Annotated in this window: 27 protein-coding genes and 1 pseudogene; 19 read left to right on the forward strand and 9 right to left on the reverse strand. The window is 63.4% G+C overall.

Annotated elements, in window-relative coordinates; all coding sequences use genetic code 11:
- Positions 1-14 precede the first annotated feature (14 nt).
- The 3 genes from FUT88_RS07265 to FUT88_RS07275 are packed head-to-tail and all read right to left on the reverse strand — an operon-like array spanning position 15 to position 2,597.
- Entirely contained in the window at positions 15-326 is a 312-nt protein-coding gene (locus FUT88_RS07265) for a sodium/substrate symporter small subunit (protein WP_147214411.1), read from the reverse strand.
- Entirely contained in the window at positions 323-1,891 is a 1,569-nt protein-coding gene (locus FUT88_RS07270) for a sensor histidine kinase (RefSeq protein WP_147214412.1), read from the reverse strand. The genes FUT88_RS07265 and FUT88_RS07270 overlap by 4 nt, the downstream gene beginning before the upstream one ends.
- Complete coding sequence (locus FUT88_RS07275) at positions 1,884-2,597, reverse strand: response regulator transcription factor (RefSeq protein ID WP_147214413.1); 714 nt, start codon at positions 2,595-2,597, stop codon at positions 1,884-1,886. The genes FUT88_RS07270 and FUT88_RS07275 overlap by 8 nt, the downstream gene beginning before the upstream one ends.
- Positions 2,598-2,862: 265 nt before the next feature.
- On the opposite strand from FUT88_RS07275, the gene recA reads away from it, so the two are divergent.
- The 10 genes from recA to FUT88_RS07325 all read left to right on the forward strand — a co-directional run bounded on the left by recA (position 2,863) and on the right by FUT88_RS07325 (position 12,456).
- The gene (recA, locus tag FUT88_RS07280; protein WP_027678137.1) at positions 2,863-3,921 is read left to right on the forward strand and encodes a recombinase RecA; all 1,059 of its coding nucleotides are present in this window, start codon (positions 2,863-2,865) and stop codon (positions 3,919-3,921) included.
- Positions 3,922-4,017: 96 nt separating this feature from the next.
- Positions 4,018-4,497, forward strand: coding sequence for a recombination regulator RecX (gene recX / locus FUT88_RS07285; protein WP_147214414.1), 480 nt, complete (start codon positions 4,018-4,020; stop codon positions 4,495-4,497).
- A 291-nt stretch (positions 4,498-4,788) separates the two neighbouring features.
- Positions 4,789-5,415, forward strand: coding sequence for a DUF2889 domain-containing protein (locus FUT88_RS07290; RefSeq protein WP_102064571.1), 627 nt, complete (start codon positions 4,789-4,791; stop codon positions 5,413-5,415).
- A gap of 66 nt (positions 5,416-5,481) precedes the next feature.
- A complete protein-coding gene (sucC, locus tag FUT88_RS07295; RefSeq protein WP_147214415.1) occupies positions 5,482-6,648 on the forward strand; it encodes an ADP-forming succinate--CoA ligase subunit beta in 1,167 nt (388 codons plus the stop codon).
- Between the two features lie 94 nt (positions 6,649-6,742).
- Positions 6,743-7,624, forward strand: coding sequence for a succinate--CoA ligase subunit alpha (sucD, locus tag FUT88_RS07300; protein WP_009239052.1), 882 nt, complete (start codon positions 6,743-6,745; stop codon positions 7,622-7,624).
- A gap of 157 nt (positions 7,625-7,781) precedes the next feature.
- On the forward strand, positions 7,782-8,477 hold the full coding sequence (locus FUT88_RS07305) for a TerC family protein (protein WP_147214416.1): 696 nt from the start codon (positions 7,782-7,784) through the stop codon (positions 8,475-8,477).
- 184 nt (positions 8,478-8,661) lie between these two features.
- A complete protein-coding gene (locus tag FUT88_RS07310; protein WP_147214417.1) occupies positions 8,662-9,183 on the forward strand; it encodes a pilin in 522 nt (173 codons plus the stop codon).
- 251 nt (positions 9,184-9,434) lie between these two features.
- Complete coding sequence (locus FUT88_RS07315; RefSeq protein ID WP_147214418.1) at positions 9,435-9,941, forward strand: pilin; 507 nt, start codon at positions 9,435-9,437, stop codon at positions 9,939-9,941.
- A 71-nt stretch (positions 9,942-10,012) separates the two neighbouring features.
- Positions 10,013-11,749: a PglL family O-oligosaccharyltransferase gene (locus tag FUT88_RS07320; RefSeq protein WP_147214419.1), complete on the forward strand. Its 1,737-nt coding sequence runs from the start codon at positions 10,013-10,015 to the stop codon at positions 11,747-11,749.
- A 182-nt stretch (positions 11,750-11,931) separates the two neighbouring features.
- Positions 11,932-12,456 (forward strand): pilin, encoded by a 525-nt coding sequence (locus FUT88_RS07325; protein WP_147214420.1) that lies wholly within the window; start codon positions 11,932-11,934, stop codon positions 12,454-12,456.
- A 46-nt stretch (positions 12,457-12,502) separates the two neighbouring features.
- On the opposite strand, the gene moaC is transcribed toward FUT88_RS07325, so the two are convergent.
- A complete protein-coding gene (gene moaC, locus FUT88_RS07330) occupies positions 12,503-12,979 on the reverse strand; it encodes a cyclic pyranopterin monophosphate synthase MoaC (protein ID WP_147214421.1) in 477 nt (158 codons plus the stop codon).
- Between the two features lie 105 nt (positions 12,980-13,084).
- Here moaC and FUT88_RS07335 point away from each other — a divergent pair, with 105 nt between their 5' ends.
- Positions 13,085-14,788: a M48 family metalloprotease gene (locus tag FUT88_RS07335; protein WP_147214422.1), complete on the forward strand. Its 1,704-nt coding sequence runs from the start codon at positions 13,085-13,087 to the stop codon at positions 14,786-14,788.
- A gap of 15 nt (positions 14,789-14,803) precedes the next feature.
- Here the strand turns inward: FUT88_RS07335 and FUT88_RS07340 are convergent, their stop codons facing one another.
- The 5 genes and pseudogenes from FUT88_RS07340 to FUT88_RS07360 all read right to left on the reverse strand — a co-directional run bounded on the left by FUT88_RS07340 (position 14,804) and on the right by FUT88_RS07360 (position 18,226).
- On the reverse strand, positions 14,804-15,385 hold the full coding sequence (locus FUT88_RS07340) for a DUF2946 family protein (RefSeq protein WP_147214423.1): 582 nt from the start codon (positions 15,383-15,385) through the stop codon (positions 14,804-14,806).
- Positions 15,378-16,453 (reverse strand): annotated as a pseudogene (locus FUT88_RS07345) (YheT family hydrolase). Before FUT88_RS07345 ends, FUT88_RS07340 begins: the two are co-directional and overlap by 8 nt.
- Positions 16,454-16,487: 34 nt before the next feature.
- Positions 16,488-16,928 carry a YybH family protein gene (locus FUT88_RS07350; RefSeq protein ID WP_147214425.1) on the reverse strand — a complete coding sequence of 147 codons (441 nt, stop codon included), beginning with the start codon at positions 16,926-16,928 and terminating at the stop codon, positions 16,488-16,490.
- A 25-nt stretch (positions 16,929-16,953) separates the two neighbouring features.
- Positions 16,954-17,979 (reverse strand): lipopolysaccharide heptosyltransferase II, encoded by a 1,026-nt coding sequence (gene waaF, locus FUT88_RS07355; protein WP_147214426.1) that lies wholly within the window; start codon positions 17,977-17,979, stop codon positions 16,954-16,956.
- Positions 17,980-18,028: 49 nt separating this feature from the next.
- Entirely contained in the window at positions 18,029-18,226 is a 198-nt protein-coding gene (locus FUT88_RS07360) for a zinc-finger domain-containing protein (protein ID WP_004636130.1), read from the reverse strand.
- A gap of 327 nt (positions 18,227-18,553) precedes the next feature.
- Between FUT88_RS07360 and FUT88_RS07365 the strand changes: the two genes are divergently transcribed.
- The 8 genes from FUT88_RS07365 to purE all read left to right on the forward strand — a co-directional run bounded on the left by FUT88_RS07365 (position 18,554) and on the right by purE (position 26,123).
- Positions 18,554-19,348, forward strand: coding sequence for an AzlC family ABC transporter permease (locus tag FUT88_RS07365; RefSeq protein WP_147214427.1), 795 nt, complete (start codon positions 18,554-18,556; stop codon positions 19,346-19,348).
- Positions 19,345-19,668: an AzlD domain-containing protein gene (locus FUT88_RS07370; protein WP_147214428.1), complete on the forward strand. Its 324-nt coding sequence runs from the start codon at positions 19,345-19,347 to the stop codon at positions 19,666-19,668. Before FUT88_RS07365 ends, FUT88_RS07370 begins: the two co-directional genes overlap by 4 nt.
- Positions 19,669-19,670: 2 nt before the next feature.
- Positions 19,671-20,567, forward strand: a complete 897-nt coding sequence (gene rarD / locus FUT88_RS07375; RefSeq protein ID WP_147214429.1) for an EamA family transporter RarD — start codon at positions 19,671-19,673, stop codon at positions 20,565-20,567.
- A 120-nt stretch (positions 20,568-20,687) separates the two neighbouring features.
- Entirely contained in the window at positions 20,688-21,899 is a 1,212-nt protein-coding gene (locus FUT88_RS07380; protein WP_147214430.1) for a phosphoglycerate kinase, read from the forward strand.
- A gap of 48 nt (positions 21,900-21,947) precedes the next feature.
- A complete protein-coding gene (gene pyk / locus FUT88_RS07385) occupies positions 21,948-23,387 on the forward strand; it encodes a pyruvate kinase (protein ID WP_147214431.1) in 1,440 nt (479 codons plus the stop codon).
- Positions 23,388-23,473: 86 nt separating this feature from the next.
- A complete protein-coding gene (gene fba / locus FUT88_RS07390) occupies positions 23,474-24,538 on the forward strand; it encodes a class II fructose-bisphosphate aldolase (protein ID WP_004636117.1) in 1,065 nt (354 codons plus the stop codon).
- A gap of 82 nt (positions 24,539-24,620) precedes the next feature.
- Positions 24,621-25,598 carry a phosphoribosylaminoimidazolesuccinocarboxamide synthase gene (locus FUT88_RS07395; RefSeq protein WP_261797067.1) on the forward strand — a complete coding sequence of 326 codons (978 nt, stop codon included), beginning with the start codon at positions 24,621-24,623 and terminating at the stop codon, positions 25,596-25,598.
- Positions 25,599-25,613: 15 nt separating this feature from the next.
- Positions 25,614-26,123 carry a 5-(carboxyamino)imidazole ribonucleotide mutase gene (gene purE, locus FUT88_RS07400; RefSeq protein ID WP_147214432.1) on the forward strand — a complete coding sequence of 170 codons (510 nt, stop codon included), beginning with the start codon at positions 25,614-25,616 and terminating at the stop codon, positions 26,121-26,123.
- Positions 26,124-26,128 lie beyond the last annotated feature (5 nt).

The raw sequence follows: 26,128 nt of genomic DNA on the forward strand, positions 1-26,128 counted from the left end.
CGCGCGGCGCGGTGTCAGATGGACGGCGGCTGGGTGGGTTCCGACCCGTCGCCCTGCGCCGCTTCGTCGTCTTGTGTGGCTGCATCCGCAGCGCGGTTGGTGCGCCATGCATACAGCACGGTAATCAGCACATAGACGATGGGCGCACCCTGCGCGCCGACCCAGTAGGCGAAGGTCCAGTCCGAGTTGAAGACGTGCATCGACAGGTCCCGCGCAAAGAAGGCGACCACGAACGTCACCACAAACCACATCGCGAGCAGCGCCGCGATCCAGCGCATGTTGGCAACCCACCGGCGGCGCGCCGGGGTTCCGGGCGTGATGCTCATGCGGTGGCCTCGTCGCCGAGGGAGGCGCGATGCAACGTGATGCGAAAGCGCGCCCCCGCCAGCCGCGGCGACGCCTGATACACGTTGTCGAGCACCTCGATGTCGCCGCCGTGCTGCTGCACGATTTCCCGCACGATGGCCAGGCCCAGCCCGCTGCCCTCGGCCTGCGTGCCGAGAATGCGGTAGAAGCGCTGCATCACGCGTTCGCGCTCCGCCACGGGGATGCCGGGGCCGGTGTCGTCCACGTCGATGAAGACGAACGGCTCGAACGGCGCGGTGGTCACGCGCACGGTGACATGTCCGCCGTCGGGCGTGTAGCGGATCGCGTTGTCGAGCAGGTTGTTGAGCATCTCGGCGAGCATCGTCGCGTTGCCCGAAATCGTGACGGGCGGCCCAGGCTCCTCGAAGCCGAGGTCGATCTGCTTGGCCCACGCCTTGGGCAGCCAGTCGGCCACCACCTGGCGCGACAGCGCGCAGATATCCAGCGGCACCATGCCGTCGGTGGCCCCCATGTTTTCCATGCGCGCGAGCGAAAGCAGCTGCTTGACGAGGTGCGCGGTGCGATCCGAGCTGTCGGCGATATGTGCGAGCGTGCGGCGCAGTTCGTCGGGCGACTGTTCGCGCTGTGCCAACTCAGCCTGCATGCGCAGACCGGCCAGCGGCGTCTTCATCTGATGCGCGGCATCCGCAATGAAGCGCTTCTGCGTGTGCACCGATTGCTCAAGGCGCCCGAGCAAGTCATTGAACGATGCCACCAGCGGCGTCAGCTCCTGCGGCGCGGCACCTTCGTCGATGGGGCTGGTGTCGCCGGGGTTGCGCGCGCGGATGCGCTCCTGGATCGCATTGAGCGGCGCCAGCCCGCGCGTGAGCCCAAACCACACCAGGATCACCGCCAACGGCAGGATCACGAACTGCGGCAGGATCACGCCCTTGATGATTTCGTTGGCCAGTTGCGCGCGCTTGTCGAGCGTCTCCGCCACCTGGACCAGAGCGGGTTTGCCGTCCGAGCCCGGCCGCTGCACAAAGGTATAGGCAACGCGGATCTCTGTGCCGTGGATGTGGTCGTCGCGCAGTTGCACGAGGCCGCCCGCATTGGCGTCTTCTTCGGGCGGCAGCGGCAGGTCGCGGTCCCCGGAGACAAACTCGCCGTTGGTGCCCAGCACCTGGTAGTAAATGTTGTCGGTTTCGTCCGCACGCAAAATCTCACGCGCGGAGATCGGCAACTGCAGCGTCACGCGTCCGTTGACTTCGCGCAGTTGCTGGCTGAGCACGATCGCGCTCGATTCCAACGCGCGGTCGTATGGCGCATTCGCAATCGACTTGGCCACCAGGTACGTCACCGCAATGCTCATTGGCCACAGCAACAGCAGCGGCGCGAGCATCCAGTCGAGAATTTCGCCGAAGAGGGACCGGGCGACGGGCCGCGTGGCGTCGTCTTCGAGGTGGGGGAGGGTATCGGCGAGGTCGCTGTCGTCGTCGCGGCCATTGGCCCCGGGCGCCGTGTCGCCGCGCTCGCGCAGCGATGCGCGATGCCGACGCCACGGCCAGGCCAGCCGATCACCCATGGGCAGCAGTCGCGGTGGTGGTCGTGGGGGTGGCCATGCGTTCCAGGCAATAGCCCAGCCCGCGCACGGTCGCGATGCGGAGGCCTTCCACTTCGATCTTCTTGCGCAGCCGGTGGATGTAGACCTCGATGGCGTTGTTGCTGACTTCTTCGCCCCAGCCGCAGAGGTGGTCGACCAGCTGCTCTTTCGACACCAGGCGGCCGACGCGCGCCAGCAGAATCTCCAGCAGCCCAATCTCGCGCGCCGAGAGTTCCACCACCTGATCATGGATATAGGCAATGCGCCCGACCTGGTCGAATGCCAGCGGGCCGTGGCGCACGAGTGTGGCGCCGCCGCCCGTGCCGCGTCGCACCAGTGCACGCACGCGTGCTTCCAGCTCGGACAGCGCGAAAGGCTTGGCCATGTAATCGTCGGCGCCCAGGTCCAGGCCCTTGACGCGTTCTTCCACGCTGTCGGCGGCGGTCAGGATCAGCACCGGCAGCATGGCCCCGCGCGAGCGCAGGCGTTTGAGGACCTCCAGCCCCGACATACGGGGCAGGCCCACATCGAGAATCAGCAGGTCATAGGTCTGGGCCGTCTGCGCGGACAGCGCCGCGTCGGCAGTCGCCCCGTCGGAGGCCTGGTCGACGGCATAACCCGCCTGGCGCAGCGAGCGTGTAAGCCCGTCAGCCAGCGTGGCGTCGTCTTCGGCAATCAGGATGCGCATGCGTGTCTCCCCGCGATGCCGGGCAAGATACCTTGCCCATCCCGCCCGCTACATTGTTTTCGCGCGACATCTGTTCTGGAGACTTGTCAAAACCACTGGTTTTTTATACAGTACTCCGAATTCGCGGTGCTGTAGTCTTGGCGGCGCTAAAGTCATGGAATAGGTCGCGTCGGGGCAATCAGCCAGCGGCCCGTTGTTGCAGGCAACCGCTGGAATCGCAAGCCCTTGCGGCCCATTTATACACCAATTTGCACGAAGGACGACCATGGAAGACGGTAAGAAGGCAGCCGCGATGAGCGCAGAAAAGCAGAAGGCGCTGGCTGCCGCGCTCGCGCAGATCGAAAAGCAGTTCGGCAAGGGTTCCATCATGAAGATGGGCGACGCCGAGGTCGAGCCGGTCCAGGTCGTGTCGACGGGTTCGCTCGGGTTGGACGTGGCGCTGGGCGTTGGCGGCCTGCCGCGCGGCCGCGTCATTGAAATCTACGGTCCGGAATCGTCGGGTAAGACCACGCTGACACTGCAAGTGGTTGCCGAGATGCAGAAGCTGGGCGGCACGTGTGCCTTCATCGACGCAGAACATGCGCTTGACGTCACTTATGCGGACAAGATTGGCGTCAGCGTGCCGGACCTGCTGATCTCCCAGCCGGACACGGGTGAGCAGGCTCTGGAAATTGCCGACGCGCTGGTGCGCTCGGGCTCGGTTGACCTGATCGTCATCGACTCGGTGGCCGCGCTGGTGCCGAAGGCTGAAATTGAAGGCGAAATGGGCGACGCGTTGCCCGGCCTGCAGGCCCGTCTGATGAGCCAGGCGCTGCGCAAGCTGACCGGCACCATCAAGAAGACCAATTGCATGGTCATCTTCATCAACCAGATCCGCATGAAGATCGGTGTGATGTTCGGCTCGCCGGAAACGACCACGGGTGGTAACGCACTGAAGTTCTACGCTTCGGTGCGTCTGGACATCCGCCGTATCGGCTCGATCAAGAAGGGCGACGACGTGGTCGGCAACGAAACCAAGGTCAAGGTCGTCAAGAACAAGGTGGCGCCGCCGTTCCGCGAAGCCATTTTCGACATCCTTTATGGCCAGGGTGTGTCGCGCGAAGGCGAAATCATCGACCTTGGTGTGGAAGCCAAGATCGTCGAAAAGTCTGGCGCTTGGTACAGCTACGGCGGTGAGCGCATCGGCCAAGGCCGCGACAACTGCCGTGAATACCTGCGCGAGAACCCCGACCTCGCCCGTGACATCGAGAACAAGGTTCGCGAAGCACTGGGCGTGACGCCGATGGGCGCCGTCGCAGTGGCCGAGGAAATCGGAGAAGAGTAATTGGGTTGGCCGTCGGCGCAGATCGACGGCTCTATCGAGCTTCATACGCCTGCCGTCCCCCAACGGCGGGCGTTTTCTTTTTGAGCCTGAAATCGTATGCCGTTGCCGCGCCCACCGTTATCGCTGAAGGCTCGTGCGCTGGGCTATCTGTCTCGGCGCGAGCACAGTCGCGTCGAATTGCGCCGTAAGTTGGTGCCGCACGCCGAGTCTGTCGAAGAGGTCGACGCGCTGCTGGATTGGCTGGAAGGCGAGAATTGGCTCTCCAACACGCGCTTTGCCGAGAGCATGGTGCACCGCCGCGCTGGCCGTTACGGTACGGCTCGCCTGATGCAGGAGCTGAAAACCCATCAGCTTGGCGCAGAGACGCTGGGCGAGGTCAAGGCGCAATTGCAAAGTACGGAGGCGGCGCGAGCCAAAGCCTTGTGGGAAAAGCGCTTCGGCCGCCCGCCGGCGGACCTGGTCGAACGCGCCAAGCAGGTGCGCTACATGATGGCCCGCGGTTTCTCCCGTTCCGTCGTGTCGCGCATCATCGCCGGGGCCGATGAACTGTTGGAAGATGGCGACGAGTCGGCTTGAATGCCGTCCATCTCCCAACAATTCGCTCGGACAATCCGGCTGCGCATGAATCGCGTTGGTTGCACCTCACGCGGTTGTTGCAACCGCTTTCGCACTGCATTGCAGCAGGCGACCGGCTTGGCCGTGACGACGTGTTAAAATACTGGTCTTTGATACCGCCCCGAACCTCAATTCTGGTTGCAGGGCGGTATGTTCGTGTGTGGCGGCTGATGCGCTGTCGCATACGTCCCGTAGGCGATGCGCGCGATCCGCGTGTGCCGCCTCCATCGGTCCTATCGGTCTGTCTGGTCCATGCCTCTGTCTGCCCCCGTCCCGCGCGTCATGCGCCACCGCCGTGCCATCACGGTGGAGGCCTATTTGCGGGAAGACGGCCTGTGGGACATTGAAGCGCGCCTGACCGACACCAAGCCTCGCGATATCCCCCTGGCCAGCGGCGGCGTGCGTCCCGAAGGCCAGCCGCTGCATGACCTGTGGCTGCGCGTGACCATCGATACCCGCATGAACGTCGTGGATGCCGAAGCGTGTTCCGACTGGGTGCCGTACCCTACACATTGCGACACGATCGGCCCGGCCTACCGCAAACTCATCGGCCTGAACCTGATGAAGGGTTTTCGAAAGGCCTCGCGTGAGAGACTCGGCGGCGTGGCGGGCTGTACGCATCTGACCGAGTTGTGTGGCGTGCTGCCGACCGCCGCCATCCAGGCCTTCGCCGGCGATGTCTTTCCGGTGCGCGATAACTCCACCGACCTGCGTCCGATCGAGCCTGGCGAGAAGCCGCCGTACCAACTCCACGGCTGCCATGCCCTGCATCTTGAAGGCGAGGTGGTCCGCAAGCATTACCCGCGCTGGTTTGCATACCAGCCTGAAGCCAAGATCCAACCGCCACCCACCGAACTCGCGCCCGAGCCCTCGTCCTGAAGGGCACCGCGCTGTTCGCGTTTTCAATACTCATCACACTCACTCTGCCTAGCAAAGGAAACACGCATGAATATCCATGAGTACCAAGGCAAGGAAATCCTGCGCAAATACAATGTGCCGGTTCCGCGCGGCATTCCGGCCTTCTCGGTCGACGAGGCCATCAAGGCTGCTGAAACCCTGGGCGGCCCGGTGTGGGTCGTGAAGGCGCAGATTCATGCGGGTGGCCGTGGCAAGGGCGGCGGCGTGAAGGTTGCCAAGAGCATGGAGCAGGTCAAGGAATACGCCAGCAGCATCCTCGGCATGACGCTGGTGACGCACCAGACCGGTCCGGAAGGCAAGCTGGTCAAGCGTCTGCTGATCGAGGAAGGCGCGGACATCAAGAAGGAACTGTACGTGTCGCTGGTGGTGGATCGGGTGTCGCAGCAAGTGGCGCTGATGGCCTCGAGCGAAGGCGGCATGGACATCGAAGAAGTCGCCGCAACGCACCCGGAAAAGATCCACACGCTGCTGATCGATCCGCAAGCCGGTCTGCAAGACGCGCAGGCTGACGACATCGCCCGCAAGATCGGCGTGCCGGATGCTTCGATCGCGCAAGCTCGCCAAGCCCTGCAAGGCCTGTACAAGGCGTTCTGGGAAACCGACGCTTCGCAAGCTGAAATCAACCCGCTGATCCTGACCGGTGACGGCAAGGTCATCGCACTGGACGCCAAGTTCAACTTCGATTCGAACGCGCTGTTCCGTCACCCGGAAATCGTCGCCTACCGCGATCTGGATGAAGAAGACCCGGCGGAAATCGAAGCCTCGAAGTTCGACCTGGCCTACATCTCGCTCGACGGCAACATCGGCTGCCTCGTGAACGGCGCCGGCCTGGCCATGGCGACGATGGACACCATCAAGCTGTTCGGCGGCGAGCCGGCCAACTTCCTCGACGTGGGCGGCGGTGCCACCACCGAGAAAGTGACCGAAGCCTTCAAGCTGATGCTGAAGAACCCGGACGTGAAGGCGATCCTGGTCAACATCTTCGGCGGCATCATGCGTTGCGACGTGATTGCCGAAGGCGTGATCGCGGCGGCCAAGGCTGTGTCGCTGTCGGTGCCGCTGGTCGTGCGCATGAAGGGCACCAACGAAGACCTCGGCAAGAAGATGCTGGCTGACTCGGGTCTGCCCATCATCGCCGCAGACACGATGGCAGAGGCCGCCGAGAAGGTCGTGGCCGCAGCCGCCGGCAAGTAAGCCGCCCGCTGACCCAACCATACGCGAACGCGGGCGGCGCCTCGAAGTACGCAACCGTACGACGGCGCGGCTCGCTGCAACCAAGGATTACAGCATGTCGATTCTGATCAACAAAGACACCAAGGTCATCACCCAGGGGATCACCGGCAAGACCGGCCAGTTCCACACCCGCGGCTGCCGCGACTACGCCAACGGCAAGAACTGCTTCGTCGCCGGCGTGAACCCGAAGAAGGCCGGCGAAGATTTCGAAGGCATTCCCATCTACGCAACCGTCAAGGACGCCAAGGCACAGACCGGCGCAACCGTGTCGGTGATCTACGTGCCGCCCGCAGGCGCCGCTGATGCCATCTGGGAAGCTGTCGAAGCCGAACTGGACCTGGTGGTTTGCATCACCGAAGGCATCCCCGTGCGCGACATGATGATGGTCAAGGACAAGATGCGTAAGGCCGGCAGCAAGACGCTGCTGCTGGGTCCGAACTGCCCGGGCCTGATCACGCCGGACGAAATCAAGATCGGCATCATGCCGGGTCACATTCACCGCAAGGGCCGCATCGGCGTGGTGTCGCGCTCGGGCACGCTGACGTACGAAGCCGTGGGCCAGCTCACCGCGCTGGGCCTGGGTCAATCGTCGGCAGTCGGTATCGGCGGCGACCCGATCAACGGTCTGAAGCACATCGACGTGATGAAGATGTTCAACGATGATCCGGAAACGGACGCCGTGGTCATGATCGGCGAGATCGGCGGTCCGGACGAAGCCAACGCGGCTTACTGGATCAAGGACAACATGAAGAAGCCGGTGGTTGGCTTCATCGCTGGCGTGACGGCTCCTCCGGGCAAGCGCATGGGCCACGCCGGCGCGCTGATCTCGGGCGGTGCCGACACCGCACAAGCCAAGCTCGACATCATGGAAGAGTGCGGCATCAAGACCACCAAGAACCCGTCGGAAATGGCGCGTCTGCTCAAGGCGATGCTGTAATCGGCAAGGTTTGAGGTTGTGCGAGAACGGGGGCTTCGGCTCCCGTTTTTGTTTGATCGCGATGCAGCATGCGATCCAGGCACGACATGTGTATAAGCACCCAAGACGCTGCAAACCGATTTCCCCGCCAACCCGCAAGGACATCTTCGAGAACACTATGGCGCTCACCTCAAGCGCATTCTGGTTCGCACTCGGCTCCATCATCCTGACCAACATCGTGCTGTCGGGCGACAACGCGGTGGTCATCGCGCTGGCCGCGCGCAACTTGCCAAAGCGCCAGCAGAGGAGGGCCATTTTCTGGGGCAGCGCCGGCGCCATTGTGCTGCGCGTGGTGTTGACCGTGCTGGCCGTCAAGCTGCTTGCGCTGCCGTACCTGAAAACGATTGGTGCACTGCTGCTGGCCTACATCGGCGTGAAGCTGCTGACGGAAGCCGAAGACGAAGCCGCCGATCGCCATCAGCGTGCCGGCCTGTGGCCCGCCATCCAGACCATCCTGATCGCCGACTTTGTGATGTCGCTCGATAACGTGGTCGCTGTGGCCGCCGCGGCCGAGAAAGGACCGCCCGGCACGACGTTCCTGCTGCTGGTGTTGGGGCTTGGATTGTCCGTACCGCTGATCGTGTTCGGCAGCACGCTGCTGGTGGGGGTCATGGCGCGCTTCCCGGTCATCATCACGCTCGGGGCGGCGCTGCTTGGCTATCTGGCCGGCGACATGCTGGTCACCGATCCGATTGATGCGGCGTGGTTCGAGCGCGCCGTGCCGTATGCGGATGTAGTGGTGGGGTGCGTTGGGGCGCTGCTGGTCGTGAGCGTAGGCCGATGGCTCAGCCGGCGAACGTTGCGCCAGGCCTAGTCCGAACGAATCCCCACGGAAGTAGGTGATGACGGGTTCTGTCCGGAATTCTGTCAAGAACGGTCAGATTCACGCCAGAAATTTCGACAAAGCGCGCCAGTTCGTTTCCCTGAATATGGTGTGTGCCTTGGCATGGTCCGTGCACGTGGCCTCCCAATAACAAAATGCCTTTTGGGGAGAGGTCATGGGCTTCAAGCAGAGCAAGGGAACAAGGCGTCAGGCGGGCGGTTTTACGCTGATCGAATTGATGATTGTGGTGGCGATTGTTGGGATTCTGGCGGCGTTAGCGATTCCGGCTTATCAGGACTATACGATTCGGTCGCGGGTGACGGAGGGGCTGATCATTGCGGTGCAGGCGAAGGCGCTGGTGGTGGAGAATGCCGCAAACGCACAAAGCAGCCTATCTTTGGGCGCCGCTTCGCTACCGGCCACACGCAATGTGGCCTCATTAGATGTTGATAGTAGCTCTGGTGAAATTTCAATCGGGTTCACCTCTAGTGTGGCTGGAGCCGGCAGCAATACGCTAATTCTTACACCCTACTCGGGCACTGCGTCATCTACTTACGCGAACCTGAGTGCAGGATCTGCGCCTCCAGCGGTCGTGATGTGGGCCTGTTCGGCGAATGGCAAGCAAATGCCACCGAACGTCAACCGGATCGGGACGCCAACTTTGGAGGCTCGGTATGCTCCGGCGGAATGTAGATAGCGATCGTTGCGCGCAGGCGGGCGCTGGCGCACGCCATTTTTCTGTGATCAGGCGGCCACTGATGACTTGGTGCCCGCTCTGCAGAAATTGACGATCCACGTCACGGCATGTCAAAAACTGTCACTCCATGCCCAAGCAGTAGAGCGAATAGCGACAGTTTTGACACACAAGTTCACAGAATCGAGGTGGCACAGTCCCTGCTCTAATGGACCTGCATCATCCTTAACCAAATTTTTCCGGGGGAAAATTCAATGAAATCGATGCGTCGTCTGAACAAGCGTGTCCAGAAGGGTTTCACGCTGATCGAACTGATGATCGTGGTCGCGATCGTCGGTATTCTGGCCGCCATTGCCATTCCGGCTTATCAGGACTACACCATCCGCGCTCGAGTGACGGAAGGTCTCTCGTTGGCTGCTGCCGCTAAGGTGCTCGTGGCTGAAAACGCCGCGAACGCTCAAAGCGATCTATCGTCGGGCTTTGTAGCTCCCGCTGCCACGAAGAACGTATCGGCCATCGCCGTTGCTTCGTCCAACGGTGCCATCACGCTGACCTACACTTCTGCTGTGTCGAATGGCGTGACGCTGAGCCTGACGCCGTATGTGACGGTCGGCGCAACGAACAGCAACTTGGTTGTCAGTTCGGCTCCGGGTGCACCGATTCAGTGGAAGTGCGCTGCTGCTGGCGCAACTGCTCCGTCGGGCGTTACCATCACGGCTGGTACGCTGCTGGCTAAGTGGGCTCCGGCTGAGTGCCGCTAAGCTGCACTAACCGTTGATTAAAGAGCGCCTTCGGGCGCTCTTTTTATTTCGCCGATCCCATTTCACTTCAAATGCCTCAGTCGCGATTTTTGTTGTGGCCCCTTTGGGTTTTCGCAGCGGTTTGCTTTTGTGTGCCCTTCTTGGTCGCACCGCACACCTATCCAATTCCAACGTTTTATGCCGAATCCACGTCTGCATGGTGCTGGACTGCCTTCGCGTTGGTCGTGCTGGGGCTTAGTTGGCGTGGTAGGGCTGGCCCGCCAAGGATTGCGCTCGCTCCACTCGCTTTGAGTGTGGTGCTCGTCGTGCAACTGGGAATCGCGACCCCTCTCAATCCATTTTTTTCCTTTGCCGCATGTGTTTGTTTGCTGGCAGCGATGATTGTTTGTGGTTTGGGTGCTCGATGCCGGGACATGCCGGGTGTGGTTGAGGCCGTTGCGGTCGGTACGATTTTGGGCGGATTGGCAACGGTCGCAGTGGAGCAAGTCCACCTGTGGCGACTCCCGGGAGTACCGGACATTCTTGTCGGATTGCCCCCCACCGGGCTTGGCCGCCGCATGTGGGGCAACTTGAACCAGCCAAACCACGTGGCTTCGTACTTGGCGTTCGGTCTTGCCGCCTGCCTCTTCCTCTGGCAGCGACTCCGCTCGTTAGGTTTGCGCATTGTGCTAGGCATCGTGGTGCTGGTCTTTCTGTTTGGCACTGCGCTCACTGTTTCCCGCGTGGCGTGGCTACACCTGATCGCCGTAGGTGTGTTCGCGGGATGGTCTTTGGCCTCAAGAGCGACAGGCCGTCGTCGGTGGCTCGTTTTCGCGACGCCGGCGGTGGTATTGGTGATTGCCTATCAGTTGTGCAACTGGTTGATGGATTACGGCAACGTTCTGTGGCAATGGGGCTTGCCGACGTCATTGGGTGAACGCATGCAGCAGGGGGCGGGGTTGCGCCCACTGCTGTGGAACCATGCATGGCACATGTTCATTGCGCATCCCTGGCTCGGCGCAGGGTGGGGCGATTACGCGTGGAACCAATACGTCCAAACCGATGTGCTCGGTCATGTTGAGATGTCAATGAATGCGCACAACATCGTCCTCGACCTACTTGCAAAAGTCGGCGCGGCGGGGTTGCTTGCAGTTCTGCTGCCAGCAGTCGGGCTGATCTCGCTTCTCTGGAAGTCTCGGCTGACACCCGCAGCGGCTTTTTTATGGTCGGTGGTTGTTGTGCTGATCATTCATTCGATGCTGGAATATCCGCTGCACTATCTTTATTTCTTGATGCCTTTTGCATTTGCGCTTGGCTACCTGGATACGCGCACGTTGCGTTTTCCATCGCCCAGCATGACTTGGGTTCTGAGTGGCGTAGTTCTGGTGTGCTGTGGGGTACTGTCCACCCGAATGTGGATTGACTACAAGTCAGTCGAGCGTCTGTACTACGCACCTGGCGGGTTAAGTAAGGAGCTGCCGATATATCAAGCAAGCGGACAAATGCTTTTGGTGCCTTACGCAACGCTGGCCATTGCAATTAACTCGGGAATTACATATGAAATGGCGGCCGTTATGGCAGCATTGGAGCGCCAAGCAACCCAGTTTTATCCGGGAGCTGCTACATCGCAGCGCTACGCCCTCACGTTGGCGTTCCAAGGGAAGACGGAAGAGGCTGTGACGCAAGTTCGGCGTCTGCATAATCAATACTGGACCGACTACGCAGCGCAATCATCCCTGCTCACTCAATCCTGCGCGCAGAAGGCCGATGATCTTAAGGTGTTCTGCAATCGACTGAAGTCTGAGGGCCTGCTTGTTGGTATCAATTAGGGCCGTGAGAAAATTCTGAATGAAATTGAACGCCTCATTGAGGCGTTTTATTTTTTCATGCCGACTGATTTTGTGAAAATGAGTTGCGTCTTACGTCAACACACTATCGATTGATTACTCTCCTCTCCACCTCACCGGATTCAATGAGGGCTTATTCCGTTTTTTTTGGAGGGAGGAGAAAAATGCAGTTGCATTGCCTGTTCAACGCGCGACGCCAGCGCGGTTTTACTTTGATCGAGTTGATGATCGTCGTCGCGGTTGTCGGTATTCTGGCCGCGATCGCTGTGCCCGCCTATCAAGACTACGTCACACGTGCCCGCGTCAGCGAGGGGTTGGCCCTAGCCGCCTCGGCCAAGACCACTGTGGCAGAGAATGCCAGCGCAGGCGTGCCCTTCGACCAAGGCTATGCTTCCGACACCAAAGCCACGCGCTACGTTCAAGCGAAGGGCATCGTGATCAGCCAAAAGACTGGCGAAATTCAGATCAAATACACTGATCCGGTGGCGAAAGACGGTGAAAACGTCTTGGTACTCAAGCCGACAACCCATGACGAGGCTATGAGCGGATCGAGCGCGAGCAGTGTTCGGCCCACAGGTCCAATTCGTTGGGATTGCTATGCAAAGGACGCCACTGTCAGAGTCGGAACGGCGGAACTTGAGACGAAGCCGTCGCTGGCGGCAAACGTTGCTCCCGCAGAATGCCGTTAATTTAATCGCCGAATCACGAGAGCGCCGCCGGCGCTCTCTGTTCTTTCTAATCCGCCACCCAATCCCCCGACTTCCCCCCATGCTTTTCCAATAACCGCACATCCCCAATCACCATCCCCCGATCCACAGCCTTACACATATCGTAGATCGTCAGCAGTCCCACTTGCACCGCAGTCAGCGCTTCCATTTCCACGCCGGTCTGCCCACGCGTCTCCGCACGAACGGTGCAACGGACGCTGTGCTCAGCCTCATTCAGTTCAAACTCCACCCCCACCTTCGTCAACGCCAACGGATGACACAACGGAATCAAATCCGACGTCCGCTTGGACCCCTGAATCGCAGCAACGCGCGCAATCCCCAGCACATCGCCTTTTTTTGCATTGCCATCGCGCACCAGCGCAAACGTCTCGGGCAGCATGTGGATCGTGCCGGTGGCGACAGCCACGCGGTGCGTGACGGCTTTGTCGCCGACGTCGACCATGTGGGCTTGTCCGGCGGAATCGAAGTGGGTGAGTTGCGACATGAGTGACAGCGCGTTTTGCGAGGCAGGGTACGAAGCGTTTTATGATAACAAGCACCCGGCTTACGGCGATGTTGCCGCGCTGATTCCGCTCCCCGTGCTTTCCGTATGACGCTTTCCCTTTTTCGGCCGCGCGTCCGCAAGCTGACGGCCGCTGTGTTGTTGTCGACGTGGCTAGCGCCTCTGCCGTTGCCCGTGCTGGCGCAGGCGGCGGCGTCCGCGCCGGCAGCTTCGGTCAACCCTGGCCTGGGTTCTGCCGGGGCAGCCGATCAGGTGCAGAGCAACCTGAATCGCAGCGTGCAGATCGGTCGGCAGTCGCCGTACTTGCCGAAGGAGCCGACCGTCATTGACGCGCCGACGTACGAGTTGCCCGACATGGGCGATCCGTCGACGGCGTCGCTGTCGCCCGAGATGGAGCGGCGCCTCGGCGACCGCGTGATGCGCCAGATCCGCCGTGATCCGGATTTCGTGCCTGACCCGCTGATCACCGACTACCTCAACACCATCGGCTACAAGCTGATCGAAGCGGCGCGCCGTCAGCATGTCGCGGGCAGCACGTCGGCGTCGAGCTTCGAGCTGTTTGCCGTGCGGGATCCCGGCATCAACGCGTTTGCGTTGCCGGGTGGCTACATCGGCGTGAACACGGGTACGTTGGTCGCGACCGAGAGTGAATCGGAGCTGGCCTCGGTGCTCGGCCACGAAATCGGCCACGTGCTGCAGCGGCATATTGCGCGCGGCATTGATAAATCGGGCGAGTCGATGTGGATTGCGCTGGCGTCGATTCTGCTGGCCGGTCTGGCCGCCACCAAGAGCGGTGACGCCGCGCAGGCGCTGGCGATGGGCGGGCAGGCGGCGGCGGTGTCGAACCAGCTCGCGTTCTCGCGCGGCGCGGAGCGCGAGGCCGATCGCGTCGGTTTCATACTGCTCACGGGCGCGGGCTACAACCCGGACGGCATGCCGGACTTCTTCCGTCGCCTGCAGCGCGTCACGAACATTGCAGATACCGGCGTGATTCCCGGTTATGCGCGCACCCACCCGCTGACCGGCGAGCGCATCGCCGACATGGAAGACCGCGCGCGTGGCTTGCCGCATCCGCGCCAGCCGCGCCGCCCGGAATTTGGTTTCGCGAAGGTGCGTGCGCGTGTGCTGCAGGAAACGTCGACGAGCGGCTATATCGATGTGCGCAACGCGATGCGCTCGCAGCTGTCGTCAGCGCCGGATGCGCCGGTGGAGAGGCGCGCAGCCTTGTGGTACGGCGTGGCAGTTGCCAATCAGATGGCGGGGCGGCTGGATGACGCTGAACAAGCGCTGCAGGAAGCGCGGCGCCTGTACGGCAACATTCCCGGCATTACGTCGGGCAGCGTCGAGCTTGACGTCACGGCCATCGAACTTGCACGCGCGCGTAACCGTGCGCCGGAGGCGCTGACGTTGGCACGTGCGGCGCTGGCTGCGTATCCGCTGTCGCGCGCGGTGGGCATCAGCTATGCGCAAACGCTGCTGTCGGCCGGCCGGGCCGATGACGCGATTCCGTATCTGAAAGACAAGACTCGCGAAGATACTGCCCAGCCGATCTGGTGGGACATGCTCGCGCGGGCCTACGCCGACAAGGGTAAGCGCGTTGAGCAGCATCGCGCGCTGGCAGAGAAATACGCGCGGGATGGGGCGTGGGGGTCGGCCGTGGAGCAGCTGAAGCTCGCCCGCGATGCAGGCGATGCGGATTTCTACACGCTATCCGAAGTCGATGCGCGCTTGCACCAGATGGAGCGGCAATACCGCGAAGAGAAGGCGGAAGACAAGGCGCTGCCGAAGTAGGGCGCCCAGTCGATCCTATTCCGCTGGCTGGGCCACAAAGCCATAGCGCTTTGCGACTTCCGTGCGCGCAATCGGCTCAATGTCGAATGTCCGGTCTCCCAACGTCAGCGTTCCCAGCGCGGCTCCGCACGCTTCTCCGTGCCAGTTGGCCAACGAAGAAAACGGCTCCAGGTCATGATCGTGCAGCAGGGCGATGGTTTCCTCTGCTTCGAATCCCGCCACGCGGCCCGAGAGCAGCACGCTGCCTTGTTCGTCGACAAAGCAGCCGGTCGGCGAGAACGCAGCGCCCGTGGTCGTCGTGAAGGCTGGCGGCGTGCCACCGGCCGACAGCCGCGCCACCCAGGGCGTGTAGTCGAGTTCGACAAACACGCGCTGTGGCCCGTTCTGGAAGAACCAGCGTCCGGCATCGTCATGCGCGTAGTTGCGCACGATGAAGTCGATGAGCGCCGTGTGGCGAATCGGCTCGCCGGACAGTTTGTTGGCCTGCGCATATTCGTTGCGCATGCGCCATTGGCCGCGCCGATCCAGCGCCAGCCAGCCGAAGCAATTCGGCACGTTCGGCCACTTGGCCATGGCCTGGCGGACGATGTCATCCATGAGCGTGGTCCGTGTCGGATTGGCGGCCCAGCACATCATCGAAAAAGCGCAGGACGCGTGCGGGCATCCAATCGACCCGGCCTGTCTTGCCATGGCGCAGCAGGAAGCCGACGTGGCCGCCGTGCAGCGGCTGGTCCAGAGTGATGTCGGGTGACACGTCGGCCACGCCCGGCAGATGCTGTCCGGGCAGGAACGGATCATTGCGCGCGTTCAGCACCAGCGCCGGCACACGCACCTCGCGCAGCACGGGTTTCGACGAGGCGCGCGTCCAGTAGTCGAGCACGTCGCGAAAACCGTGCAGCGGCGCGGTGACGAGGTTGTCGAATTGGCCCAGTGTGCGCGTGGCCATCATGGCGTCGCGGTCGTACAGGCCGGAGTGCTGGTCGAGCTTCGCATTGGCCTTGGCTTTGAGCGTGCGCAGGAACATGCGCGTGTAGACCATGTTGAAGCCTTTGGACAGCGCTGCGCCGCCGGCGCGCATGTCCAGCGGTGCGGAGACCGTCGCAGCCGCGGTCACGTAGCGGGCATCGCTGCCGTGTTCGCCCAGGTAGCGCAGCAACGCATTGCCGCCCAGCGAGATGCCGACAACCAGCAGCTTGCGGCCCTGCGGCTGGCAAACCGTCCGATAAAGGCGTTCCAGGATCCACGCGATCTCGGCGCCATCCCCGCAGTGGTACATGCGCGGTGCGAGGTTCATCTCGCCCGAGCACCCGCGAAAGTGCGGAATGACGCCGGGCCAGCGGCGGCCGCGCAACGCGTCCATCAGCAGCCGCGCGTAATGGCTGCGTGAATCGCCCTCCAGGCCGTGGAACATGACGACGAGCGGCGCGTGCGCGTCGGTTTCGTGCGTGGTCCAGTCGAGGTCGATGAAGTCGTGGTCGGGCGTGTTCCAGCGTTCGCGCCGATACGCAATCCGCGGAAAGCGCCACAGGCGCGCGGGCACGATCGTCTGCGCATTGCCGCCGATCAGCCACCACGGTGAACGGAACGCGTGCGGCTCGAACGCCCTGCAAGCAGGGCGCTCAGATTCAGTTCAAGGGGAGTGGCGTGGCGAGACGGATGGGTCATCGAAAGAGACGGCGGCCACGCCGAGCGCGGCAGCTTAGTGCAGAGAGTGCGTGACGCTGGCGATGGACGCAGCCACGCGTTCTTCGGCAGCCTGGCTGGAATGCACGTGGGCGATGCGCCAGCCTTCGTGGTTCTGCATCAGCACGTAAGTCGTATGCACGTACAGATCGGCCTCGGTGGCGGTGGCCGAGAAGCGCAGCGCTTCCGTGGCTTCGAAGATCGACACCCCCAGCGACGAATGCACCTGCTGCGATAGGCATTCGATCCAGACCGGATTCTTCTCGACCAGCGCATCGAGGCAGCCGCGCAGCTGCTCGTGGCCGTGCAGGCGCTGGCCGTCGGGCAGGATGAAGCTCACCGAATCCTCGTCGAGCCACAGCTTGAGCGCGCTATCGGCATCGCGGCGCTTGAGCGCATCGCGATAGGCTTCGAGGATGTCCTCGGCGGCTTCGAACAGGCGGGCAAATCGTGGCATGGCGGTGAGCGTTAAGGAGAGCGTGTTACTGCGGCTGCAGCAGCCGGCGCAATTCATGAAACACCATCTCGGGGCCGATGTCGCGCAGGCAGCGCAAGTGGCCCAGCGGGCATTCGCGTGCAAAGCACGGGCTGCACTCCAGGTGGAGCCACATGATACTCGCAGCGGGCGACAGCGGCGGCGTGTGGCGGGGGTCGCTGGAGCCGAACACGGCCACCTGCGGGCGTCCCAGGGCAGCCGTCACGTGCATCAGGCCCGAATCGTTGCAGATCGCGGCTTCGGCACGGGCGAGCAGCTCGATGGCTTCGTCCAGCGAGGTCTCGCCGCACAGGTTGCGCACGAACGGCGCGCGCTCGACGATGGCGTTGGCCATGTCGCGGTCCTTGCCCGAACCGAGCGCGACGATCTGCGCGTACGGGAACGAGCGGCGCAGCATCTGCGCCAGCTCTGCGAAATGCTCGGCCGGCCAGCGCTTGGCCGGGCCGTATTCCGCGCCGGGGCAGAAGGCAATCAGCCGCGCGTTGCCCGGAATGCCGAACTTGGCGGACGTGGTGGCCACGCGCTGCACATCAACGTCCAGCTTCGGATCGGGCAGCGTGTCGGGCAGCTTGGCGTGCGGCTTGAAAGCCAGCGCCGCGTAGTGCAGCACCATGGGCGGACGCGCGTCTTTGGGCGGATTCGGGTACCGCACGTTCAGCACGCCCAGGCGCGACTCGCCCTTGTAGCCGATGCGCAGCGGAATGCCGGCCAGCCACGGGATCAGCGCGCTCTTGAACGAATTCGGCAGCACGTACGCTGCATCGAAGGTTTCGCCCTTGAGCTGCTGGGCGAACATCGTGCGGCTGCCGAGCTGCAGCTTGCCGTGGGCGAGTTCGGTGGGCAGCACGCGGGCGATTTCCGGCATGCGCGCGAGCACGGGCGCCACCCATTTCGGGGCGATCGCGTGGATCTGCGCGCGCGGATGCCGCGCCTTGAGTTGCGCGAACAGCGGCTGCGCCATCAGCGCATCACCGATCCAGTTGGGGGCGACGACGAGAATCTTGCGCATCATCGAATCGCCAGGCGAGTGCGGCGACCGGTGTACTGCAGGTGAATCGGGCTCAATGGTGGCCCTTCAGTTCAACGCCGGGGGCCAGCTTGTAGACGGTGCCGCAGTAGGGGCACTTGGCTTCGCCGGTGTCGGCGATGTCGAGGAACACGCGCGGGTGGTAATTCCAGGCCGGCGTTTTGGCGGTCGGGCAGTGCAGCGGCAGGTCGTCTGCGCCGATTTCGATCGTGGGTGCGGTTTGCGTGGTCATGGTGAGTGAGGAATGCCGGCGCGGTCTGAGCAGGTCAGCCACGCCGTGATATGGGCCGCAGGTTCAAGAACCGACAAAGGCGAAATTGTAAGGGGTGGGCGCAGGCGCGCCAACGCCGATTGTTGCAGTGCGTGGCGCCCGGCATGAATCGTTCGATCGGTGGGACGCGCGAGCTTTGCCGTTAAGCGGATGCTTAACATCAAAAGTATAATCGTGTGTTTCCTACGAGCCACCCATGTCGCCCCCGACGTTCCTGCGCGCCCGCGCTGCCGGCTGCCCCTGCCCGCCGCCTCAAAAAGAGTCTGATTCACCACTTTTGGGGGCGCCATGGCGCTAGTCCGCTGGGCGGCGGCATTGCAGCGCCGCTGGGAGGCCATCGACCCGGCCGAACGCGCGGGCTTCTTTGCCGGCGTGCGTGCCTATATGCCGTCGATGCCGCCGGTGCTGGCCTGGGGGCTGGTGACGGGCGTGGCGATGAGCAAATCGGTACTGACGATCCCGCAGGCCATCGGCATGACGATCTTCGTGTATGCCGGGTCGTCGCAGCTGGCGGTGCTACCGCTGTTGGCGGCGGGGCTGCCGATCTGGACGGCGCTGCTGACGGCCTTCATCGTGAATGTGCGCTTCATCATCTTCAGCGCCGGGCTGATGCAGCATTTCGGGCACCTGCCGTTCATGCGGCGCGTGGTCCTGGGTGTGTTCAACGGCGATCTGCCGTTCGTGCTGTTCACTCAGCAGTACCCCTCGGCCGCGCCTCAGGCGGGCAAGGAGGGCTATTACTGGGGCATGGTCCTGCTGAGCTTCGTGGGCTGGCAGGTGTCATCCATCCTGGGCATCGTTGCGGCGAGCCTGTTTCCGGATGCGTGGGGCCTGGCATTGGCCGGGACGCTTGCGCTCATTCCTGTCATGGTGTCGACCATTCGTAGCCGTGCCACGCTTATGGCGGTGGCTGTGGCGGCGGTGCTGGCGCTGGTTGCCTTCAAGCTGCCGTATCGATTGAGCCTCGTGATTGCCGTGACCGGCGCGATGGCCGCCGGCCTGGCTGCAGACGAAGCGGCTGCGCGCCTGCAATGGCAACGGCGCCACGCTGCCCGCGCCGCAGTCGAAGAGGACGAAGCATGAGCGCAGTCGAAATCTGGCTCGTCATTGCGGGGATGACCGTGGTGACGATCGTCACGCGCTCGCTGTTCCTGATCGTGGGCAACCGCCTGACCCTGCCCACGCGCGTGCAGCACGCCCTGCGTTTCGCGCCGGCTGCCGCGCTCGTCGCCATCGTTCTGCCCGATCTGCTATGGAACCAGGGGCACTTCGACGCCAACTGGACCAACCCGCGCCTGATGGCCGGCATTGCCGCCACCGCGTTCTACGTCGCCACGCGGCGCATGCTCGGCATGATCTTCGTCGGCATGGGGGTCTTTACCGTGCTGCGCCTCTGGGGATGAACATGTCGGCTTCCAATCGCAACGGCGTGATCTTCGCGTTTCTGGCCTACACGATGTGGGGCCTGTTTCCGCTGTACTTCAAGCTGCTCAAGGCGGTGTCGCCGGTCGAGATTCTGTCGCACCGGGTGATCTGGTCATTGGCCGTGATGGTGGTGATCCTGCTCGTGAAGCGGCATTGGGCGTGGCTGTGGGCGTTGCGGACGCAACCGCGCGTGGTGGGGCGCTACGCAGCCAGCACCAGCCTGTTGGCCGCGAACTGGCTGACTTACATCTGGGCCGTCAACCACGACCATGTGCTGGAAGCCAGCCTGGGCTATTTCATCAACCCGCTCGTGGTGGTGATGCTGGCCGCGCTGGTGCTGGGCGAGCGGCTGCGGCCGGTGCAGTGGGTTTCAGTGGCGCTGGCCGCTGCGGGCGTGGCGTGGCTGACGTGGCAGGCGGGCACGCTGCCGTGGATCGCCCTGGCGCTGGCGTTTTCGTTTGGGTTCTACGGTCTGCTGCGCAAGACTTCGCCGCTGGGCGCGCTGGAAGGCCTGACGCTGGAAACATTGCTGCTGTTTCCGCTGGCGCTGGCCTACCTCGGCTGGCTGGCTTCGCAGCATCAGAACGCCTTCCTGGCCGCATCACCGGGCACGCAGCTGCTCCTGGCGCTGGCCGGTCCGCTGACGGCGCTGCCGCTGCTGCTGTTTGGCGCCGGCGCCCGGCGTATTCCGTTGTCGCTGCTGGGTTTGCTGCAGTACGTGAGCCCGACGCTGCAGCTGCTGCTGGGCGTCTGGCTCTATAACGAGCCGTTTGCGGGCCCCAAGGTGGCCGGCTATGTGCTGATCTGGGCAGGTCTGGCCGTGTATTCGGCCGAAAGCTGGATGCAACTGCGCCGCCGCACGCCGCTGCCGGCGTAGTCCCCGCCAATCGGCCTCGGCAAGACGGCCGAGCCCCGGGGGACTCCGCCGAGAAACGCACGTTTTGACCAGGCGCATCGGGTAAAATCGCTGTTTTCCGCGATTTCTTCCGAAGCTGCCATGCCTCACGTTCTGCGTCTGTCCGATCTCATCTCCGAAGGAAAGCTTGCCGGTAAGCGCGTGTTCATCCGCGCCGACCTCAACGTGCCGCAAGACGATGCCGGCAACATCACCGAAGACACGCGCATCCGCGCTTCCGTGCCGGCCGTCAAGGCTGCCCTGGACGCCGGTGCCGCCGTCATGGTGACCTCGCACCTGGGCCGTCCGACCGAGGGCGAATTCAAGCCGGAAGATTCGCTGGCACCGGTTGCCAAGCGCCTGTCCGAACTGCTCGGCCGTGACGTGAAGCTCGTCCAGAACTGGGTGGATGGCGTGGATGTCGCGCCCGGCCAGGTCGTGCTGCTGGAAAACTGCCGCGTGAACAAGGGCGAGAAGAAGAACAGCGACGAGTTGGCCCAGAAGATGGCCAAGCTGTGCGACGTGTACGTCAACGACGCCTTCGGCACCGCCCACCGCGCGGAAGCCACCACGCACGGCATCGCCAAGTTTGCTCCCGTCGCCTGCGCCGGCCCGCTGCTGGCCGCCGAGCTGGACGCGCTGGGCAAGGCGCTGGGCCAGCCGGCCCGTCCGCTGGTGGCCATCGTGGCCGGCTCGAAGGTGTCGACCAAGCTGACCATCCTGAAATCGCTGGCCGACAAGGTCGACAACCTGATCGTGGGCGGTGGTATTGCCAACACGTTCATGCTGGCCGCCGGCCTGAAGATCGGCAAATCGCTGGCGGAAGCCGACCTCGTGGGCGATGCCAAGGCCATCATCGAGATGCTGGCGGCGCGCGGCGCGTCGGTACCCATTCCCGTTGACGTGGTGTGCGCCAAGGAATTCAGCGCCACCGCGGCCGCTACCGTCAAGGACGTGGCCGATGTGGCCGACGACGACATGATCCTCGACATCGGCCCGAAGACGGCCGCGCAACTGGCCGAACAACTGAAGAGCGCCGGCACCATCGTCTGGAACGGCCCGGTCGGCGTATTCGAGTTCGACCAGTTCGGCAATGGCACGAAGGTGCTGGCCGAGGCGATTGCTGCCTCGTCGGGTTTCTCGATTGCGGGCGGCGGCGACACGCTGGCTGCCATCGCCAAGTACAACATTGCCGACAAGGTGGGCTACATCTCCACCGGCGGCGGTGCGTTCCTCGAATTCCTGGAAGGCAAGACGTTGCCGGCCGTCGAAATCCTGGAGCAACGCGCGCAGAACCCGGCCGTTGTCGCCTGACGCAAACGCCGCGAACATTCCCACCACAACAACGAGACACCGCCGCCCATGACCCGTGCTACCAAGATCGTCGCAACGCTCGGCCCCGCGTCCAGCACGCAGGAAGTCCTGACCCGCATGATCGCTGCGGGGGTCGACGTGGTGCGGTTGAACTTCTCGCACGGGGCGGCGCAGGATCACATCGATCGCGCGCAGCTGGTGCGCGAAGTGGCGCGCTCGGTGGGCCGCGAGGTGGCCATCATGGCCGACCTGCAGGGCCCGAAGATCCGCGTCGGCAAGTTCGAGAACGGCAAGATCACGCTCGAGCCGGGCGATCGCTTTACGCTCGACGCTCGCTGCGAGCTGGGCAACCAGGAGCGCGTCGGCCTGGACTACAAGGAACTGCCGCGCGATGTGGGCCCGGGCGATCTGCTGCTGCTCAACGACGGGCTGATCGTGCTGCAGGTCGAGCGCGTGGTGGGTGAAGAGATCGAGACCATCGTCAAGATCGGCGGCGATCTGTCCAACAACAAGGGCATCAACCGCCAGGGCGGCGGGCTGTCGGCGCCGGCGCTGACCGCAAAGGACATGGAAGACATCAAGACCGCGATGGCGCTGGGCGCCGATTACGTCGCGGTCAGCTTCCCGAAGAACGCGACCGACATGGAAATGGCGCGCCAACTGGCCGCCGTGGCCGGCGCGCCGCATAACCACAAGACCCGCATGATCGCCAAGATCGAGCGTGCCGAGGCCATCCGCCCGGGCGTGCTCGAAGAGATCCTGGCGGCGTCCGACGGCATCATGGTCGCGCGTGGCGACCTCGCGGTGGAAGTCGGCAACGCGGCCGTGCCGGCGCTGCAGAAGCGCATGATCAAGCTGGCCCGCGAAAACAACAAGCTCGCCATCACCGCCACGCAGATGATGGAATCGATGATCGTCAACCCCGTGCCGACGCGCGCCGAGGTGTCGGACGTTGCCAACGCCGTCCTCGACGGCACCGACGCGGTGATGCTGTCGGCGGAAACGGCCGCTGGCCGCTACCCGGTCGAGACCATCGAAGCCATGGCTGCCATCTGCGTAGAAGCCGAGAAGTCGCAATCCGTACATCTGGATGCAGACTTCCTCGACCAGACCTTCAGCCGCATCGACCAGTCGATCGCCATGGGCGCGCTGTTCACGGCGCACCACCTGCAGGTCAAGGCGATTGCCGCGCTCACCGATTCGGGCGCCACGGCGCTCTGGATGAGCCGCCACGGCATCAACATTCCCATTTATGCGATGACGCCGAACGTGGCCTCGCAGCGCAAGATGGCCCTGTACCGCAACGTGCAGTCGCTGCCGCTGGCCAACAGCACCGACCGCGACGAAGCGCTGCACCAGGCCGAAGAACTGCTGGTCGCGCGCGGCGTCGTGCAGCGCGGCGACTTCATCGTCCTGACCGTCGGCGAGCCGATGGGCCAGGCCGGCGGCACCAACACGCTCAAGATTGTTCGCGTCGGCATGCACTGACGCCCACGACGAACGCCGTTTGCTACGTCTTCTAGATGACCACGCGTTCCTGAGACCGAATACAGATCGATCCATAGGAGAAAACCATGCCACTCGTCTCGATGCGCCAACTGCTGGACCACGCCGCTGAAAACGGCTACGGCCTGCCGGCATTCAACGTGAACAACCTGGAGCAAGTCCAGGCCGTGATGGAAGCTGCCAAGGAAGCCGGCGCACCCGTCATCCTGCAAGCCAGCGCAGGCGCCCGCAAATACGCCGGCGAATCGTTCATCAAGCACCTGATCCAGGCCGCTGTCGAGGCTTATCCGGAGATCCCGCTGGTCATGCATCAGGATCACGGCCAAAGCCCGGCCATCTGCCAGGGCGCCATCGACCTGGGCTTCGGCTCGGTCATGATGGACGGCTCGCTGCGCGAAGACGGCAAGACGCCGGCCGATTTCGATTACAACGTCGACGTCACCCGCCGCGTGGTCGAGATGGCCCACAAGGTTGGCGTGACCGTTGAAGGCGAACTCGGCTGCCTGGGCTCGCTGGAAACCGGCATGGCTGGCGAGGAAGACGGCCACGGCGCGGAAGGCAAGCTCGACCACTCGTCCCTGCTGACCGACCCGGAAGAGGCTGCCCAGTTCGTCAAGGCGACGCAACTGGACGCGCTGGCGATCGCCATCGGCACAAGCCACGGCGCCTACAAGTTCACGCGCAAGCCGACCGGCGACATCCTGGCGATCAGCCGCGTGAAGGAAATCCACGCCCGCATCCCGAACACCCACCTGGTGATGCACGGCTCGTCGAGCGTGCCGCAAGAGCTGCTGGCCATCATCAACCAGTACGGCGGCAAGATGAAGGAAACCTACGGCGTGCCCGTCGAGGAAATCCAGGAAGCCATCAAGTACGGCGTGCGCAAGATCAACATCGACACCGACATCCGCCTGGCCATGACGGGCGCGGTGCGCAAGTTCCTGGCCGAAAACCCGGACAAGTTCGACGCCCGCGAATGGCTCAAGCCGGCGCGCGAAGCCGCCAAGCAAATCTGCAAGGCGCGCTATATCCAGTTCGGCTGCGAAGGTCAGGCTGGCAAGATCAAGCCGATCGGCCTGTCGGTGATGGCGCAGAAGTACCAAAGCGGCGATCTGGCGCAAGTGGTGCAATAAGCATTTTGCGTCACATTTAGCAAACGGCTGGCACTGCGCCAGCCGTTTTGCATTGCATGGGCCACCGCATGGGCCACGTATAATGCTGGCCTTCCACGTTTTCTTCTCTCCTCCGGGTTCCGCCGTGTCCGCCGCATCCAACAACCCCGCTGCATCCTCCGCCCTTTACGAATCGTCGATCACCAGCTTGCCGTTGCTCGGCCGTGGCAAGGTGCGCGAGAACTACGCTGTCGGCGACGACAAGCTGCTGATGGTCACCACTGACCGCCTCTCGGCGTTTGACGTGATTCTCGGTCAGCCGATTCCGGACAAGGGCCGTGTGCTCGCGCAGATGTCGGATTTCTGGTTCAACAAGCTGCGCCACATCGTGCCGACGCACGAGACCGGCATCGCCCCGGAAACCGTGGTGGCCCCGAATGAAGTCGACCAGGTGCGCGGCCGCGCGATCGTGGTCAAGCGGCTGAAGCCGATCCTGGTGGAAGCCGTGGTGCGTGGCTACCTTGCCGGCAGCGGCTGGAAGGATTACCAAGCGACCGGCGCTGTCTGCGGCGTGCATCTGGCCCCTGGCCTGCAGAACGCGCAGAAGCTGCCCGAGCCGATCTTCACGCCAGCCGCCAAGGCCGAGATGGGCGAGCACGACGAGAACATCTCGTTCGATGAGGTCGAGCGCCGCATCGGCCCGGACCTCGCCGCGCAGATCCGCGATGTGAGCATCCGCCTGTACAAGGAAGCCTCCGACTTTGCCGCCACGCGCGGCATCATCATCGCCGACACGAAGTTCGAGTTTGGCTTGGATGAAAACGGCACGCTCACGCTGATGGACGAGGCGCTGACCGCAGACTCGTCGCGCTTCTGGCCGGCCGATTCGTACCAGGTCGGCACGAACCCGCCGTCGTTCGACAAGCAGTTCGTGCGCGACTGGCTCGAAGCCGTGCGCATTGACGGCAAGCCCTGGCCGAAGACTGCGCCGGCGCCGCAGCTGCCTGCCGACGTGATCGAAAAAACCGCTGACAAATACCGCGAAGCGCTGACCCGCCTGACCGGTGAATCCCTGCGTTAAACCGGAGCGATGACAATGACCGCACAGCAATCCGCTCCGCTCGTTGGCGTGGTGATGGGCTCCAGCTCCGACTGGGAAGTGATGCGCCACGCCGTCGACATGCTCACGCAGTTCGGCATTCCGTTCGAGGCGCAGGTTGTTTCTGCGCACCGCATGCCGGACGACATGTTCCGTTACGCCGAAGCCGCACGCGGCCGCGGTTTGCGCGCCATCATCGCCGGCGCGGGCGGGGCAGCGCACCTGCCGGGCATGATCGCCGCAAAGACGATCGTGCCGGTGTTCGGCGTGCCGGTGCCGTCCAAGTACCTGCGCGGCGAAGACTCGCTGCTTTCCATCGTGCAGATGCCCAAGGGCATTCCGGTGTCGACATTCGCGATTGGCGAAGCCGGTGCGGCCAACGCAGCGCTGGCTGCCATCGCGACCATCGCCACCACCGACGCGGCCCTGGCCGACAAGCTCGAAGCGTTCCGCGCCCAGCAGACGGAAGTCGCACGCGGCATGACGCTCCCTGTGCACGGCGCCTAAGCAAC

Source organism: Ralstonia sp. TCR112 (assembly GCF_007997035.1).
Classification (GTDB): domain Bacteria; phylum Pseudomonadota; class Gammaproteobacteria; order Burkholderiales; family Burkholderiaceae; genus Ralstonia; species Ralstonia edaphi.

Bases quoted from the DNA above. Each gene is read 5' to 3' on its own strand.
- FUT88_RS07265 (WP_147214411.1), bottom strand. From the start codon at position 326: ATGAGCATCACGCCCGGAACCCCGGCGCGCCGCCGGTGGGTTGCCAAC.
- FUT88_RS07270 (WP_147214412.1), bottom strand. From the start codon at position 1,891: ATGGGTGATCGGCTGGCCTGGCCGTGGCGTCGGCATCGCGCATCGCTG.
- FUT88_RS07275 (WP_147214413.1), bottom strand. From the start codon at position 2,597: ATGCGCATCCTGATTGCCGAAGACGACGCCACGCTGGCTGACGGGCTT.
- recA (WP_027678137.1), top strand. From the start codon at position 2,863: ATGGAAGACGGTAAGAAGGCAGCCGCGATGAGCGCAGAAAAGCAGAAG.
- recX (WP_147214414.1), top strand. From the start codon at position 4,018: ATGCCGTTGCCGCGCCCACCGTTATCGCTGAAGGCTCGTGCGCTGGGC.
- FUT88_RS07290 (WP_102064571.1), top strand. From the start codon at position 4,789: ATGCCTCTGTCTGCCCCCGTCCCGCGCGTCATGCGCCACCGCCGTGCC.
- sucC (WP_147214415.1), top strand. From the start codon at position 5,482: ATGAATATCCATGAGTACCAAGGCAAGGAAATCCTGCGCAAATACAAT.
- sucD (WP_009239052.1), top strand. From the start codon at position 6,743: ATGTCGATTCTGATCAACAAAGACACCAAGGTCATCACCCAGGGGATC.
- FUT88_RS07305 (WP_147214416.1), top strand. From the start codon at position 7,782: ATGGCGCTCACCTCAAGCGCATTCTGGTTCGCACTCGGCTCCATCATC.
- FUT88_RS07310 (WP_147214417.1), top strand. From the start codon at position 8,662: ATGGGCTTCAAGCAGAGCAAGGGAACAAGGCGTCAGGCGGGCGGTTTT.
- FUT88_RS07315 (WP_147214418.1), top strand. From the start codon at position 9,435: ATGAAATCGATGCGTCGTCTGAACAAGCGTGTCCAGAAGGGTTTCACG.
- FUT88_RS07320 (WP_147214419.1), top strand. From the start codon at position 10,013: ATGCCTCAGTCGCGATTTTTGTTGTGGCCCCTTTGGGTTTTCGCAGCG.
- FUT88_RS07325 (WP_147214420.1), top strand. From the start codon at position 11,932: ATGCAGTTGCATTGCCTGTTCAACGCGCGACGCCAGCGCGGTTTTACT.
- moaC (WP_147214421.1), bottom strand. From the start codon at position 12,979: ATGTCGCAACTCACCCACTTCGATTCCGCCGGACAAGCCCACATGGTC.
- FUT88_RS07335 (WP_147214422.1), top strand. From the start codon at position 13,085: ATGACGCTTTCCCTTTTTCGGCCGCGCGTCCGCAAGCTGACGGCCGCT.
- FUT88_RS07340 (WP_147214423.1), bottom strand. From the start codon at position 15,385: ATGGATGACATCGTCCGCCAGGCCATGGCCAAGTGGCCGAACGTGCCG.
- FUT88_RS07350 (WP_147214425.1), bottom strand. From the start codon at position 16,928: ATGCCACGATTTGCCCGCCTGTTCGAAGCCGCCGAGGACATCCTCGAA.
- waaF (WP_147214426.1), bottom strand. From the start codon at position 17,979: ATGATGCGCAAGATTCTCGTCGTCGCCCCCAACTGGATCGGTGATGCG.
- FUT88_RS07360 (WP_004636130.1), bottom strand. From the start codon at position 18,226: ATGACCACGCAAACCGCACCCACGATCGAAATCGGCGCAGACGACCTG.
- FUT88_RS07365 (WP_147214427.1), top strand. From the start codon at position 18,554: ATGGCGCTAGTCCGCTGGGCGGCGGCATTGCAGCGCCGCTGGGAGGCC.
- FUT88_RS07370 (WP_147214428.1), top strand. From the start codon at position 19,345: ATGAGCGCAGTCGAAATCTGGCTCGTCATTGCGGGGATGACCGTGGTG.
- rarD (WP_147214429.1), top strand. From the start codon at position 19,671: ATGTCGGCTTCCAATCGCAACGGCGTGATCTTCGCGTTTCTGGCCTAC.
- FUT88_RS07380 (WP_147214430.1), top strand. From the start codon at position 20,688: ATGCCTCACGTTCTGCGTCTGTCCGATCTCATCTCCGAAGGAAAGCTT.
- pyk (WP_147214431.1), top strand. From the start codon at position 21,948: ATGACCCGTGCTACCAAGATCGTCGCAACGCTCGGCCCCGCGTCCAGC.
- fba (WP_004636117.1), top strand. From the start codon at position 23,474: ATGCCACTCGTCTCGATGCGCCAACTGCTGGACCACGCCGCTGAAAAC.
- FUT88_RS07395 (WP_261797067.1), top strand. From the start codon at position 24,621: ATGCTGGCCTTCCACGTTTTCTTCTCTCCTCCGGGTTCCGCCGTGTCC.
- purE (WP_147214432.1), top strand. From the start codon at position 25,614: ATGACCGCACAGCAATCCGCTCCGCTCGTTGGCGTGGTGATGGGCTCC.